The organism is Mesorhizobium sp. CCNWLY176, from assembly GCF_037153935.1.
Classification (GTDB): domain Bacteria; phylum Pseudomonadota; class Alphaproteobacteria; order Rhizobiales; family Rhizobiaceae; genus Mesorhizobium_M; species Mesorhizobium_M zhangyense.
In genome coordinates, this window is the sequence record NZ_JBBBDZ010000001.1 from 452,570 (window position 1) to 466,593 (window position 14,024).

General features: G+C 62.8%; 11 protein-coding genes. 5 read left to right on the plus strand and 6 right to left on the minus strand.

What is annotated here, in order from left to right; all coding sequences use genetic code 11:
• The first annotated feature begins 34 nt into the window (after positions 1–34).
• The 5 genes from WBQ96_RS02015 to araD all read left to right on the plus strand — a co-directional run bounded on the left by WBQ96_RS02015 (position 35) and on the right by araD (position 6,128).
• Positions 35–1,549 carry a sugar ABC transporter ATP-binding protein gene (locus tag WBQ96_RS02015; protein WP_336546744.1) on the plus strand — a complete coding sequence of 505 codons (1,515 nt, stop codon included), beginning with the start codon at positions 35–37 and terminating at the stop codon, positions 1,547–1,549.
• Positions 1,546–2,565, plus strand: coding sequence for an ABC transporter permease (locus WBQ96_RS02020; RefSeq protein WP_336546743.1), 1,020 nt, complete (start codon positions 1,546–1,548; stop codon positions 2,563–2,565). The genes WBQ96_RS02015 and WBQ96_RS02020 overlap by 4 nt, the downstream gene beginning before the upstream one ends.
• A complete protein-coding gene (gene yjfF, locus WBQ96_RS02025) occupies positions 2,562–3,536 on the plus strand; it encodes a galactofuranose ABC transporter, permease protein YjfF (RefSeq protein ID WP_336546742.1) in 975 nt (324 codons plus the stop codon). The genes WBQ96_RS02020 and yjfF overlap by 4 nt, the downstream gene beginning before the upstream one ends.
• Complete coding sequence (locus WBQ96_RS02030; protein WP_336546740.1) at positions 3,537–4,310, plus strand: FadR/GntR family transcriptional regulator; 774 nt, start codon at positions 3,537–3,539, stop codon at positions 4,308–4,310.
• Positions 4,311–4,385: 75 nt separating this feature from the next.
• On the plus strand, positions 4,386–6,128 hold the full coding sequence (gene araD, locus WBQ96_RS02035) for an L-arabinonate dehydratase (RefSeq protein WP_336546738.1): 1,743 nt from the start codon (positions 4,386–4,388) through the stop codon (positions 6,126–6,128).
• Between the two features lie 12 nt (positions 6,129–6,140).
• Here araD and WBQ96_RS02040 read toward each other — a convergent pair whose 3' ends face one another.
• From WBQ96_RS02040 to WBQ96_RS02065, 6 genes are read right to left on the minus strand one after another with little or no spacing between them, the layout of a single operon-like run.
• On the minus strand, positions 6,141–7,562 hold the full coding sequence (locus tag WBQ96_RS02040; RefSeq protein WP_336546736.1) for an FAD-binding oxidoreductase: 1,422 nt from the start codon (positions 7,560–7,562) through the stop codon (positions 6,141–6,143).
• 37 nt (positions 7,563–7,599) lie between these two features.
• Entirely contained in the window at positions 7,600–8,001 is a 402-nt protein-coding gene (locus WBQ96_RS02045) for a rhodanese-like domain-containing protein (RefSeq protein ID WP_336546733.1), read from the minus strand.
• Between the two features lie 4 nt (positions 8,002–8,005).
• The gene (locus tag WBQ96_RS02050; protein ID WP_336546731.1) at positions 8,006–8,575 is read right to left on the minus strand and encodes a peroxidase-related enzyme; all 570 of its coding nucleotides are present in this window, start codon (positions 8,573–8,575) and stop codon (positions 8,006–8,008) included.
• Positions 8,576–8,595: 20 nt separating this feature from the next.
• Positions 8,596–10,905 carry a molybdopterin-dependent oxidoreductase gene (locus WBQ96_RS02055; protein ID WP_336546729.1) on the minus strand — a complete coding sequence of 770 codons (2,310 nt, stop codon included), beginning with the start codon at positions 10,903–10,905 and terminating at the stop codon, positions 8,596–8,598.
• Between the two features lie 28 nt (positions 10,906–10,933).
• Entirely contained in the window at positions 10,934–12,487 is a 1,554-nt protein-coding gene (locus WBQ96_RS02060) for an acetolactate synthase large subunit (RefSeq protein WP_336546727.1), read from the minus strand.
• Positions 12,487–13,992 carry an FGGY family carbohydrate kinase gene (locus tag WBQ96_RS02065; protein WP_336546725.1) on the minus strand — a complete coding sequence of 502 codons (1,506 nt, stop codon included), beginning with the start codon at positions 13,990–13,992 and terminating at the stop codon, positions 12,487–12,489. The genes WBQ96_RS02060 and WBQ96_RS02065 overlap by 1 nt, the downstream gene beginning before the upstream one ends.
• Positions 13,993–14,024: the final 32 nt, after the last annotated feature.

Genomic DNA, 14,024 nt, shown 5'->3' on the forward strand with positions numbered 1-14,024 from the left:
ACGCGCGGTTCGATGGCGAAGGCGGAGGCAGCGCATGAATTCCACCAACGAGTTGGTCAGCGCGCGCGATATCAAAAAAGCGTTTCTCGGTTACACGGTCCTGGACGGGGTGGATTTCTCCGTGCGGCCGGGTGAGATTCATGCCTTGCTTGGCGAGAACGGCGCCGGAAAATCGACCCTGATCAAGATACTGACGGGTGTCCATCGCCCGGATTCAGGCATCGTCCGCGTTGGCGGCGAGACCGTTGTCGTGCGCGATACGCTGCATGCCCAGCAGCTTGGCATCGGCACGGTCTATCAGGAAGTCAACTTGCTGCCCAACCTGACCGTGGCGGAAAACCTGTTCATCGGCCGCCAGCCGAGACGATTTGGCTTGGTGGACCGCAAGACGATGGGCGAGCGCGCCAAGGCGCTGCTCGCGCAGTATGACATTCATATCGATGTGTCCGCAGATCTTGCGCGATATTCTGTGGCCATCCAGCAACTCGTGGCGATCGCACGCGCCGTCGACCTTTCCGGATCGGTGCTTATCCTGGATGAGCCGACCGCGAGCCTAGACCGTCATGAAGTGGAGCTTCTCTTCAGTGTCATGCGCAAACTGCGCGACCGCGGTCTTGGCATCGTCTTCATCACGCATTTTCTGGATCAGGTGTACGAGGTCAGCGACCGCATCACCGTGCTGCGCAACGGGCGCCTCATGGGAACATCGCCGACCGCAGCCTTGAGCAAGGTTGATCTCGTTTCCATGATGCTGGGACGAACGCTGGCCGCATCGACGGAACGCGAAAAGCAGCCGGAGACAGTAAGGCGCCAGCCGCTCGTGTCGTTCTCCAATTATGGCCGCAGCCGCTCGATCGCACCGTTCGATCTCGACATCGCGGCAGGCGAGGTGGTCGGCGTCGCCGGTCTTCTGGGGTCTGGCCGCACCGAGACGGCGCGCCTCCTGTTCGGGGTCGATCTTCCGGAAAAGGGTAGCGCAACCTTGGACGGAAAAGCCGTTCGGATTGCTTCGCCTCGCGACGCGATCAGGCTTGGTTTCGGCCTCTGCCCGGAGGATCGCAAGATCGACGGGATCATCGGCGATCTCTCCGTGCGCGAAAACATCGCGCTCGCGCTGCAGGCCCGGCGCGGTTGGCTGCGGCGCATGTCGAGCCGTGAGCAGGCAGAACTTGCCGACCGCTTCGTCAAGGCGCTCGACATTCGCACCACGGATATCGAAAAGCCGGTAAAGCTTCTCTCCGGCGGCAACCAGCAGAAGGTGATCCTCGCGCGGTGGCTGGCAACAGGCCCGCGGTTCCTTATCCTTGACGAGCCTACGCGGGGCATCGATGTCGGCGCTCACGCCGAGATCATCGAGTTGATCAAGCGGCTCTGCCATGAGGGCATGGCGCTGCTGGTCATTTCGTCGGAACTGGAGGAAATCGTGGCCTACTCGACGCGCGTGCGGGTTCTGCGCGACCGCGTGCATTGCCAGGATTTGACGGGCGACGAGATTTCGACCGACGGTATCATGCGTGCGATTGCCGCTCAGACGGGAGCGACCGCATGAACAGCAGCATTGCAAGCGGTCTTCGCCGTGCGACGCCCCAGCTGATATCGCTGGCCGTCATTCTGTTCCTGAACTGGCTGGCCTTTCCAGGCTTCTTCGACCTGCGCATTCAGGACGGCCGTCTGTTCGGCAGCGTGATCGATGTGCTCAACCGCGGCGCGCCGGTCATGATCCTGGCCATCGGCATGACTGCGGTCATTGCCAGCAAGGGCGTCGACCTCTCTGTCGGCGCTGTCATGGCCATAGCGGGCGCGGTGGCCGCGACGATGACCGTGGCCGGATATCCGCTGATGGCGGTCATTCTGACCGCACTTTCGGTCGGCATAGCCTGCGGCTTGCTCAACGGGCTTCTGGTCGCGGTCTTCGACCTGCAGCCGATCGTCGCCACGCTCATCCTCATGGTGGCCGGACGCGGCATCGCCCAGCTCATCACGGAAGGCGTTATCGTTACCTTCAATGACCCCGGACTCATGTTCTTCGGGACGGGTTCTGTCATCGGCCTGCCGATGCCGATCGTCATTGCAGCTTTGCTCGCCATCGCCGTCATGCTGCTGATGCGCCGAACCGCGCTTGGGCTGCTGATCGAGGCCGTCGGTGTAAACCGCAGTGCCAGCAGCTACGCCGGCATCAACAGCAAGCTGCTCCTGATTTTCGTCTACACGCTATCGGGGTTTTGCGCCGCACTTGCCGGAATTATCGCTGCCGCAGACATTCGCGGTGCCGACGCCAACAATGCGGGCTTGTGGCTGGAACTCGATGCGATCCTGGCCGTGGTCATTGGCGGCACGTCGCTGCTCGGCGGCCGCTTTTCCATCCTGATGTCGGTGCTCGGTGCTATCATCATCCAGGCGATGAACACCGGAATCCTGATCTCCGGCTTTCCGCCGGAATACAACCTCATCGTCAAGGCCGCGGTCATCATCATGATCCTGCTCGCCCAGTCGGCGTCTTTCGCCGGCATCGGCGGCCTGTTCGTTCGCGCGCCCTCCGCGGCCAAGAAGGCAGACGCCTCATGAGCAATCGCCTGCTGCCATTCTATGCGACCCTGATCATCTGCGTGCTGGCTTATACCATCTGCGTGTTTCAGTTTCCGAACATGCTTTCGACGCGCGTGCTCGGCAATCTGCTTACCGACAATGCCTTTCTTGGCATTGCAGCCGTTGGGATGACCTTCGTCATCCTGTCAGGCGGCATCGACCTGTCGGTTGGCTCGGTAATCGCCTTCACCGGCGTGCTTATCGCCGTTCTGGTCGGCTGGTACGGCGTTCACCCCCTGATCGCCTTCGTCATCGCATTGACGATCGCCACGGCGTTCGGTGCCGGCATGGGTGCAATCATCCACTATCTCGACGTGCCGGCCTTCATCGTCACGCTGGCGGGGATGTTCCTGGCGCGAGGCATGTCGTTCGTCATCACCACGGAATCGATCCCCATCAACCACGAGTTCTATACCGCGCTGCAGGGCCTTTATTATCGCATGCCCGGCGGTGGCCGATTGAATTTCGTCGGTGGGGTCATGGTGCTGGTCTTCCTCGCCGGCATCGTGGTGGCGCACTTCACCAAGTTCGGCTCGTATGTCTACGCAATCGGCGGAAACCGCACATCGGCGGAACTTATGGGCGTTCCCGTCGGCCGCACCACCATAGCCATCTATGCCTTGTCAGGGTTCCTCTCCGGCCTCTCCGGCATCGTGTTTTCGCTCTACACCTCGGCAGGATATTCGCTGTCCGCGGTGGGTGTCGAACTGGACACGATCGCGGCGGTAGTGATCGGCGGGACGCTGCTGACAGGCGGCGTCGGCCTTGTTGCCGGCACCTTCGTCGGCGTCATAATCCAGGGGATTATCCAGACCTACATCGTCTTCGACGGCACCCTGTCCTCCTGGTGGACCAAGATCGTCGTCGGCTTTCTGCTCTTTGCCTTTATCGCTCTGCAGCGACTTCTTGTGTACTTGTCGAGTCGCAGGGCTTTGGCAGGGGAGCATTGAATGCCGTCGAACAGGAAAACCATCCCGCCGATGATGAGCACCCCCAGGCCCCGGACCCAACATGGCCATGTCATCCGGGATCTCGGCATGGGCATCGTCAGCGGCCGCTATGCCGAAAACACGATCATGCCGGGCGACGTTGAATTGCAGCAGCAGTATGGTGTGTCGCGCACCGTGCTGAGGGAAGCCTTCAAGACTCTGGCCGCAAAAGGCGTCGTGCAGCCCAAGGCGAAGATCGGCACGCGCGTTCTGGAGCGGCGCAACTGGAACATGTTCGACCCGGACATCCTTCATTGGTATGTCGAGACAGGGGTCGACAGCGCATTCCTGATGTCGCTGCAGGAGATGCGGCTGGCTCTCGAGCCCGAAGCCGCGCGGCTGGCTGCCCAGCGCCGGACCAAAGATCAGATCGCCAGGCTGCACCACTGGGTGGACCAGATGGCGGATACTGTCGCTGCCTCATTCGTCGAGAGCGATCTTCAGTTTCACATCACGGTCGCCGAGGCGTCGGCAAATCCGTTCATGCGCTCGATCAGTACGCTGGTGGAGGTGGCGCTGGCGACGACATTCACCATCAGCTCACCGATCCCGAACTCCGAACGTCACGCCCAGACCGTTGAAAAGCATCGCCACATCGCGCTCGCCATCGAGAATTCGCAGGAAGAAGCTGCCAGCGCGGCCATGCGCGCGGTCATCAATGAAGGCATCGAGCGCATTCGCATTGTTATCGGCAAAGAGAAGCGTCCGCGCGACGGCGTGGAACGGGTTGATTAAGCGTTACCGTGCCGGCCGGACAGCAGGTGCGGGGGCGGAATTTCGTCATCTTTGGTTGTTGGAAATGAGACGGTAATGACATTCAAAAAGGCCGAATGGCCACGCAGGCTACGTTCGCAGGAATGGTTCGGCGGAACCGGCAAGAACGCGATCATGCATCGCTCCTGGATGAAGAATCAGGGCCTGCCGGCCGACACATTCGACGGCCGGCCGATCATCGGCATCTGCAATACATGGTCCGAACTGACGCCTTGCAATGCGCATCTGCGCGATATCGCCGAGCGCGTGAAGCGTGGCGTCTATGAGGCCGGCGGCTTTCCGGTCGAGTTCCCGGTTTTCTCCTGCGGCGAGAGCACGCTGCGCCCGACTGCCATGATGTTCCGCAATCTCGGCGCGATGGACGCCGAAGAGGCGATACGCGGCAATCCGATCGACGGCGTGGTGCTTCTCGCCGGTTGCGACAAGACCACGCCTTCGCTGATGATGGGTGCTGCAAGCGTCGACATTCCGGCAATCGTCGTATCCGGCGGCCCGATGCTGAACGGCAAGTGGCGCGGCAAGGACGTCGGCTCAGGCACCGCCATCTGGCAATTCTCGGAAATGGTGAAATCCGGCGAGATGACGCTGGAGGAATTCATGGATGCCGAGCAGGGCATGGCGCGCTCAGCCGGCAGCTGCATGACCATGGGCACCGCCTCAACGATGGCCTCGATGGCGGAAGCGCTTGGCATGACACTACCAGGCAATGCCGCCATTCCTGCCGTGGACGCCCGGCGCCGTGTCCTGGCGCAAATGTCGGGCCGGCGCATCGTCGACATGGTCAAGGACGACCTTAAGCCTTCTGATGTGATGACGCGCGAAGCCTTCGAGAATGCGATCCGTGTGAATGGTGCCATTGGCGGTTCTACCAATGCGGTGCTGCACCTTCTGGCGCTGGCCGGGCGTATCGGGATCGATCTTTCGCTCGACGACTGGGACAGGCTGGGCCGCGACGTGCCGACCATCGTCAACCTCCAGCCTTCCGGCAAGTTCCTGATGGAAGAGTTCTATTATGCCGGCGGCCTTCCCGCCGTCATGCGCGCCGTCGGCGAACTCGGGCTCCTGCACAAAGATGCTCTTGCGGTGACAGGCGAGACGATCTGGGATGGCGTGAAGGCGGTCGAGAACTACGATCACGATGTCATCCTGCCGGTTGAGAAGGCGCTGACGCGCTCGGGCGGCATTGCGGTGCTGCGGGGCAATCTCGCGCCCGGCGGAGCAGTCCTGAAGCCGTCAGCCGCCTCCGAGCATCTCATGCGCCATCGCGGCCGCGCGGTCGTTTTCGAGAGCATCGAGGACTACCATGCCCGCATCAACGACGATGCGCTCGACATAGACGAGAACTGCATAATGGTTCTCAAATACTGCGGTCCGAAGGGCTATCCCGGCATGGCTGAGGTCGGAAATATGGGGCTTCCGGCAAAGGTGCTGAAGAAAGGCGTAACCGACATGATCCGCATTTCCGATGCGCGCATGTCCGGCACGGCCTATGGCACCGTCATCCTGCATACCGCGCCCGAGGCCGCTGCCGGCGGACCGCTCGCCATCGTGCGCAACGGCGACATGATCGAGGTGGATGTTCCGGCGCGGACATTGCATCTCGACATATCGGACGCAGAAATCGCCGAGCGTCTTGCCGCATGGAGCCCGCCTTTTGATAAGCCCGAGTCCGGCTACGCTATGCTCTATGTCGATCGCGTGATGCAAGCAGATACGGGAGCAGATTTCGACTTCCTGCGGGGGAGCCGGGGATCGCATGTGGAGCGTGACTCGCACTGACGAAGGGCATGATCAAACGACCTTGCCGGGGTTCATGATGCCCGCCGGGTCCACGACGGCCTTCAACTGCCGCATGAGATCGATCGCAACCGGTGGAGCGGTGTCGAGCAACTCCTGACGCTTCATGCGGCCGATGCCATGCTCGGCCGATATCGACCCTGAAAGCGAGCGGACGACATCGTGAACAGCCTTGTTCATGGCCGGATAAAGGTCGAGGAATGAAGCATCGAACGCGCCGGCAGGCTGGGTCGCGTTGTAGTGCAGATTGCCGTCGCCCATGTGCCCGAAACAAACCACGCGCGCATCCGGACAGACCGAGGCGACCGCGCGGGCGGCTTCCTCGATGAAGCGCGGAATATCTGCGACAGGCACGGAGATGTCATGCTTGATCGAGGCGCCTTCCGGCCGCTGCGCTTCGGTCATGCTTTCCCGCATGCGCCAGAATTCGGCGGTCTGGGCAAGGCTTTCCGCCATCGTGCCGTCGAGGATGAGGCCGCGCTCGAAACCGGCAGCGACGATTTCCTCGGCAAGTCCGCGCGCATCGTCGGCCGACCGGCCGGAGGATATCTCGACAAGGATGTGCCATGGAGCAGCCGACGCAAGCGGCGGACGATGGCCATGCATATGCTTGATGACGAAATCCACGACGCATTCCTGCATCAGCTCGAAACCGGTGAGCGCGCCGGCGGCGGTCGCGGACGCAATCTCGAACAGCGCGAGCGCGTCCCCCGGCGAGGCGACGCCAAGCCAGATCGTTTCACGTCCGCGGGGCTTGGGAAAGAGTTTGAGAACTGCGGCGGTGATGACGCCGAGCGTTCCTTCGGCGCCGATGAAGAGGTTCTTGAGGTCGTATCCGGTATTGTCCTTGCGCAGTTTGCGCAGGTCGTCGAACACTTCGCCGGTCGGCAGCACGACTTCAAGACCGAGGCAGAGATCGCGGGCGTTTCCGTAAGCGAGGACAGAGGTGCCGCCGGCGTTAGAGGACAGGTTACCGCCGATCTGGCAGGAGCCCTGCGAGCCGAGCGACAGCGGAAACAGCTTGTCCTGCGCGTCAGCGATATCACGCAACCGCTGCAGGATAATGCCGGCCTCGGCAACGACGACGCCCGAACGCAAGTCGAGCTCGCGGATGCGGTCAAGCCGACCCAGCGAGAGGACAATTTCTGTCCCGCCGGCATCGGGATGCTGCCCGCCGACGAGACCCGTATTGCCGCCCTGCGGCACGACGGAGATTTTCATCTCGGTAGCGAGGCGCAGTATGCGGGAGACCTCCTCGACGCTGCCGGGCCGAAGCACGAGCGGCGTACGCCCCGAAAAAAGGCCGCGCGGGTCGGTCACATAGGGCGTAACCGCATCCGTTTCACGCAGGGCATAGGCCGGCCCGACGATCGCCGTAAAAGCGTCGAGGACAGCCAGCGAAGGACGCTCCAGCATTTTCCCTCCCGCAACCAATATGGAAATGGCTGCCGCGTCAGCCTTTCGTGTCGCGCTTTTCGCGCTCGGCGACAGGATGACCGGCCTTCTTCCACTCGGAAAAACCGCCGCGCATGCTCATGCTCTTCAGGCCCATCTCCTGCGCGACCTTGGCCGCCAGAAGTGATCTCCAGCCCGAGGCGCAGAAGAACACGAAGGTCTTGTCTTCGGCGAAAGCGGGCTTGTGATATGGGCTTTCCGGATCGATCCAGAATTCCAGCATACCGCGCGGCGCATGCATCGATCCGGGGATCGTGCCGTCGCGCTCCAGTTCGCGCACGTCGCGGATATCTACGAGCGTGTATTGGCCATCGGCGGCAAGTGGAGCCATGTCGCCGGTGCTGACGGATTGAACAATAGCATCCGCTTCCGACAGCATGTCCTTGTAACCTTTGGCCATAAGCTCAGCGCCCCATCGCATAAAATTCGTCATTGGGGCGCATGCTCGTCACATTGGCGAGCCGGTTCGACATGCCGAAGAAGGCAGTGATCGCGGTGATGTCCCAGGCGTCTTCTGCGGTGAAGCCGTGTTCTTTAAGCAACTCGACATCGGCGTCGCCAACCTCATAGGCGCGCGTCGAAACCTTCATGGCAAAATCGAGCATTGCCATCTGGCGCGGCGTGATGTCTGCCTTGCGGTAGTTGACTGCGACCTGATCGGCGATGAGCGGGTTCTTGGCCCGGATACGCAGGATGGCCCCGTGGGCTACGACGCAATACTGGCATTGGTTGGCGTTGCTCGTCGCCACCACGATCATCTCGCGCTCGGCCTTGGTGATCGGACCGGGCTTGTCCATGAGCGCATCGTGATAGGCGAAGAATGCCCGGAATTCCTCCGGCCGGTGGGCAAGCGTCAGAAAGACATTCGGGACGAAGCCCGACTTCTCCTGAACCGCCAGAATGCGGTCGCGGATATCCTCGGGAAGATCCTTGATCTCCGGGATGGGGAAGCGGCTTATGGCGGGTGCGTTCATGGTGTCCTCCAAATATCGTATCAAACTGCATCAAGCGCTTCGAGCGCGTTCTGATAGGTGCGGTGCGCGTCTTCGACGTCGCCGCCATAGGGTTCGACGTGAACCAGACAGGTGTGGGCCGAGCAGCCCTGACCGAAGCTCGATGTTGGAACGTCGAGCGTCAGCACGTTCGGGTTGCCAGCAATGTCGAGGCCGCTGTTGCCGACGGGCGTGAGCCATGCGCCGGTTGGAAGGACGATGACGCCAGTCCTGACTGCGTCGGTCAGCGTTGCCGTTGCCAGGCAGGCTCCCCGCTCGTTCCACAGGCGAATCGTGTCGCCGTCCGCTATACCGAGCCGGCCGGCATCGCGCGAATTCAGCTTTGCCTGCTCGCGTCCGTTGCGCTTATGCGCGCGGCTCGCAACGGCGGTCTCGAGCTGACTGTGCAGTCGGCCCTCCGGCTGGTGCGAGACGAGATGCAGCTCATCGGGTGAACAGTTCCCAAGCCACTCGGCCGGCTCGATCCAGGCGGGATGGCTGAGGCAATCCTGATAGCCAAGCCGCGCCAGCGTCTCGCTGCCAAGCACGATGCGGCCGCTTTCGGTCGCCAGCGCGTTTGCGGCCGGGTCCTCGCGATATTCGGCGAGATAGGTGTGATGCGTCTTTACGGGAACGCGCGCATAGCCGGCCGCCCAGAAGGTCTCGAAATCCGGCATGTCGAAGCCGAAGCGCTCAGCCGCGTCTTCGCGGCTCGCGTCATAGAGATAGCGCAGCCAGCCCATCTCGTCGCGCCCTTCACTGAACGCGTCGCCTACGCCCAGCTCCTGCGCAATGCCGTGGAAGATGTCGAAGTCGGAGCGTGCCTCGCCCAGCGGCTCGATCGCCTTGTGCATGGCCAGGATGAAATCCGAGCGGCGGTTTCCGGCAAGGTCGTTGCGCTCGATCGAAGTGCTCGCCGGCAAAACGATGTCGGCGCGCTGCGCGCTTGCTGTCCACATCGGATCCTGCACGATGATCGTTTCAGGCCGCGTCCAGGCTTCCGACAGGCGGTTGATGTCCTGATGATGGTGATAGGGGTTGCCGCCGGCCCAGTAGACGAGACGGGCATCCGGGTAGGTTCGGGTCTCGCCCTGATAGGTGAAGGGCTTGCCCGGATTGAGCAGCATGTCGGTGATGCGGGCGACGGGGATGAAGCTGTCGATCGGTTTCGCGAGCTGCGAGATCGCCGGTGATTTCCCGATATTGTAGGGTGCACCGACGCCGCCAAGCGAACCGTAGCCGTAACCGACGCCGCCGCCCGGCAGGCCGATCTGGCCGGTGACTGCGGCGAGGCCGAGCGCAGCCCAAAACGGCTGTTCGCCATGATGCGCCCGCTGAAGGCTCCAGCTCACGGTGATCATGCTGCGTGTCGCGACGAGCATCCGCGAGAGTTCAGCAATCTTGTATGCGTCCAGACCCGAAATCTTCGCTGACCATGCAGCGTCCTTTGGCGCGCCGTCGTTCTCGCCTCGGAGATAACTGAGGAACTCTTCGGAACCACTGCAGCATCGCACCAGAAAATCCGCGTCGTGCCTGCCGGCTTTGACGATCTCGCCGGCGAGGCCGAGCATGAGTGCCGTGTCGGTGTTGGGGCGTATCGGCCACCATTCGGCGCCGACCCACTCCGGCAGATCGTCCTTCAGCGGTGATACGAGGATGACCCGCACCTTGCGTTCGACGATGCGGCGTAGATGCGTTTCGAGTGAATGAGAGCCTATGCCACCCGCTTCTGTCTGCGCTGTCCTTGGCGAAAGCGCGCCGAAGACGACCAGCGTTTCGGTGTGTTCGGCGATGGAATCGAGCGTGTTCGCCTGCCCGCCGCAAGCCGCTTCGCTGCCGAGCGTATGCCTGAGAATGACAGGTCCAGCGGCGATGCTGTAGGTGTCGACATGGCCGGTGAAGCCGCCGACGAGATTGAGGGTCCGCTTGAGCAGCGACGATGCATGGTGAAACCGGCCGCAGCTCGTCCAGCCATAGGAACCCGCGAAGATCGATGCATTGCCGTAGGCCTGGCTCACCCGGCTGATCTCGCCGGCGACGAGCGAAAATGCTTCCTCCCAGCTGACCGGCACAAATTTTTCATTCCCGCGTCCGCGCCCGTCACTAGCCTCGCGCTTTTCCAGCCAGCCGGAGCGTACCATCGGCTGCAGCACGCGCCGTTCGGGATTGGCCCACTCGGCAACGGAATGAATGATCGGGGAGGGCGCAGGATCATGCTCGAAGGGCTCCACGCCGACGATCCGGTTTCCATCGACGAGGATCGTGTAGGCACCCCAATGGCTGCAATGCGGGACGCGTCGAATTGTGGTCATTTCACCCTCGTGGATGGTGAGCCGCGGTTCAAAGGACAGCCTCGATCAGGAATGGTCCGCGCTTTGCGCAGGCCGTCTTCAGGAGGTCGGCGAAGGCCTCGGCTGTTTCCGCGCGCGCAGCCTCAACGCCCATGCTCCCCGCCATCTTTACCCAGTCGAGATGAGGGTCGTCGAGGTCCAGCATGCGGCTGGCGTTTCGGCCTGGCGTGCCGGCGCCAACCTGGCGCAGTTCGCCGTGCAGGATCGCATAGCGGCGATTGGCAAAAACGATCGTCAGCGTGTCAAGCCGCTCGCGCGCCTGCGTCCAGAGGGCCTGGACCGTATACATGCCGCTGCCGTCCGCCTGAAGGGTGATCACCTTGCGGTCGGGGCAGGCGATGGCCGCGCCCGTGGCAAGCGGAAGGCCGATGCCGATCGCACCGCCGGTGAGTTGCAGGAAATCATGCGGCTCCGCGCCATGGGTGCTGCGGAAAAAGTCGCGGCCGGAAGAAACAGATTCATCGCAGATGATCGCATTTGCCGGCATATGATGTGCCAGCGCGACGGCGATGGCCTCGGGCGTTAGCTTGCCGCGAATGGGTTCCGGCTTCCAGCGTTCCGCCAGCCGTGCTTCGATGGTTACGCTGGTCCCGGTTTCGTCGGCAAGGGCGTCGATTGCCGCGACGATGTCCGCGCCCTGTTCGGCGAGGTCGATAACCTGGCAATCGTCCGGCAGCATGCTGCTCGGCTTGCCCGGATAGGCGAAGAAGCCGACTGGTGCCTTGGCCCCGACCAGCACGACGAGATCGGTTTCGGCGAATGCAGCGACAGCGTGTTCCACCACATAGGGCACGCGGTCGACCTGCACCCGTCCCGCGCCGCGTTCCATACGGCCGTTGGACTGCTGCGCCATCAGGCGGGCATTCGTTATCTGCGCAATCCTGTCAAGCGTGCGCAGCGGCGCGTCCCGCAAGGCGGCCCCGGTTACCAGGATGGTCGGGTTGCGCGCATTGCGCAAAGCTTCCGCCGCGGCCCGAATTTGCGCCTGATCGAGAGGCTGTGAGCCTTCCGGCACGATCACGCTCGGCAAGTCCGAAGAGGTCGTATCGGTCCAGGCAGCGTCGGCAGGCAGGATCATCGTTGCGATGCCGCCGGGGAGCTTGCGGGCCGCGCGGATGGCATCCTCGGTCACCTTGCCGACCGAATCCGCATCCGTAGCGCGTCCAACCCAGTGCGACATCGGCCGCGCCAGCGACTCAATATCGGAGGTCAGCGGCGCATCGTATCTCAAATGATAGGTGGCATGCTCGCCGACCACATTGACCATCGGCGTGCGCGCGCGCCTGGCATTGTGCAGGTTGGCAAGGCCGTTGGCGAGGCCCGGCCCGAGATGCAGTAGCGTCGCCGCGGGCTTATCCGCCATGCGCGCATAACCGTCGGCCGCCCCGGTCACAACACCTTCGAAAAGGCCGAGCACGCAGCGCATCCGTGGCTGCCTGTCGAGGGCGGCCACGAAATGCATCTCCGAAGTGCCGGGATTGGCGAAGCAGACATCGATGTCGTTGGCGAGCAACGTCTCGCACAGAAGATCGGCACCGTTCATCAGGCGCATTCCTTTCGAAGTTCCATTGCCCGGTCGCCGAGAACGCCCAGCTCTTCCCACAAGGGAGACACGGCGTCGACAAGGCGCGAGAAGATGTCAAATTTTTGTGCCGCATAGTCCGCGACCTGACCGGTGTCAGGCTCGATCCGTGCGTCCGGCGCACCGATCCAGTGCGATGCGAGTTCGCTGGAAGTTGCCCAGCCGAGGGTAACCGCCGCAATCGCGCCGAGACCGCGAAGACCGGCATGAGCGCCGGCCATCGATTGCACGGGTGCTTTCATGGTCGTGGCCAGAAACCTGCCGAAGTCGGGATCGGCGGCAAGCCCGCCGCCGAGCGCCAGCTCACCGTCCGCATGTCCCATCATGTCATGGCTCTTGCGCGCAACGAAGGCGAGAGCCTCCCGGGCCGCCCAAGCGAGTTCCTCCGGACGCGTGGCGGCGGACAGGCCGAAGGCAGCGCCGCTTGCATGCGGCGACGTGTAGGGTGCGCGTTCGCCGCCGGGCTCGAAAAAGGGGTGAAGCACTACATTTGAATAGGCTGGCTTGCCGCTCCCGGCGGCCTGCTGACCGACGAGACCGGCGACATGGCGAAAGAGCGTCGCGCCATTGAAGCTGGGATGGAAGCACAGAAAGCCTTCGCCGAGGACGAATTTCTGGACCATCGCGCCGGCCGGCTTTTCCGGCATCTCCAGCGGGTCCAGGAGGTGGCGCGCGTGAATTGCGCTCGTACCGAAGATCGAAGCGCGGGCAACGCCCGGGCGTGTGCCAAGGCCAAGGCCGATCAGTGTCGCCTGCACGTCGCCGGGGCCAAGAAAAACTGGCAGGCCCGCTGGCAGGCCCAACGCCGCGGCGACATTATCTGCCAGGGCGGCAGAGCATTTACCGACCTCTTCAAGCTCCGGAAGAAGCTCGATGCCGAGCTCGAGCCCCAGTGTCTCTTGCGCAATGCGCGTGAGTTTGCCCGTCCGCCAATCGCCCCAGACCGGCAGGACGGCGCTTGGCTCGGCCTTTAAGGCGCCGGTGAGACACAGGAAGAGCCATTCCTTTAGGCGCAGCGCATGGCTTATGCGGCGCAGCCTTTCGGGATCGTTCTGCTGCAGCCATAGAAGATGCAGGCTTTGCGAGGCTGCGGTCGGCTGCGAAAAGGTGACGGCTTCGACGGCGTCGAGGCTGCCGTCGCGCCTGCGCTCGGATGCGAGCGAACGGGCGCGGCCGTCGAGCCAGGTAATGGCGTTTCCAACCGGTAGACCATCAGCGCCTATCGGCCAGAGGCCATCGCCTTGCCCGGTGAGGATCAGCGCCTCGATCTTGCCTCCGGCCTTTGCGGCGCATTCTTCGATCGCAGCAAAAGCATCCTCGCGCGTCGCAAGCATGTCCTGCTCGACGCGGCTGCCGTCGCGGCGAAGCGCGGAATTGTCGCGCTGCACCGTCGCGACAAGACGGCCTCCCCGGTCGAAGGCGCCAGCCTTGACCGCGGTCGTTCCGGAATCGAGACAGATCAGCACGGATGGCCCTCGAATCGCTTGCTTTATCCTCG

What these genes read in the sequence shown, in the direction of transcription:
- WBQ96_RS02055 (WP_336546729.1), bottom strand. Translation starts at nt 10,905, where the DNA reads ATGACCACAATTCGACGCGTCCCGCATTGCAGCCATTGGGGTGCCTAC.
- WBQ96_RS02040 (WP_336546736.1), bottom strand. Translation starts at nt 7,562, where the DNA reads ATGCTGGAGCGTCCTTCGCTGGCTGTCCTCGACGCTTTTACGGCGATC.
- araD (WP_336546738.1), top strand. Translation starts at nt 4,386, where the DNA reads ATGACATTCAAAAAGGCCGAATGGCCACGCAGGCTACGTTCGCAGGAA.
- WBQ96_RS02015 (WP_336546744.1), top strand. Translation starts at nt 35, where the DNA reads ATGAATTCCACCAACGAGTTGGTCAGCGCGCGCGATATCAAAAAAGCG.
- WBQ96_RS02060 (WP_336546727.1), bottom strand. Translation starts at nt 12,487, where the DNA reads ATGAACGGTGCCGATCTTCTGTGCGAGACGTTGCTCGCCAACGACATC.
- WBQ96_RS02045 (WP_336546733.1), bottom strand. Translation starts at nt 8,001, where the DNA reads ATGGCCAAAGGTTACAAGGACATGCTGTCGGAAGCGGATGCTATTGTT.
- WBQ96_RS02050 (WP_336546731.1), bottom strand. Translation starts at nt 8,575, where the DNA reads ATGAACGCACCCGCCATAAGCCGCTTCCCCATCCCGGAGATCAAGGAT.
- WBQ96_RS02030 (WP_336546740.1), top strand. Translation starts at nt 3,537, where the DNA reads ATGCCGTCGAACAGGAAAACCATCCCGCCGATGATGAGCACCCCCAGG.
- WBQ96_RS02020 (WP_336546743.1), top strand. Translation starts at nt 1,546, where the DNA reads ATGAACAGCAGCATTGCAAGCGGTCTTCGCCGTGCGACGCCCCAGCTG.
- yjfF (WP_336546742.1), top strand. Translation starts at nt 2,562, where the DNA reads ATGAGCAATCGCCTGCTGCCATTCTATGCGACCCTGATCATCTGCGTG.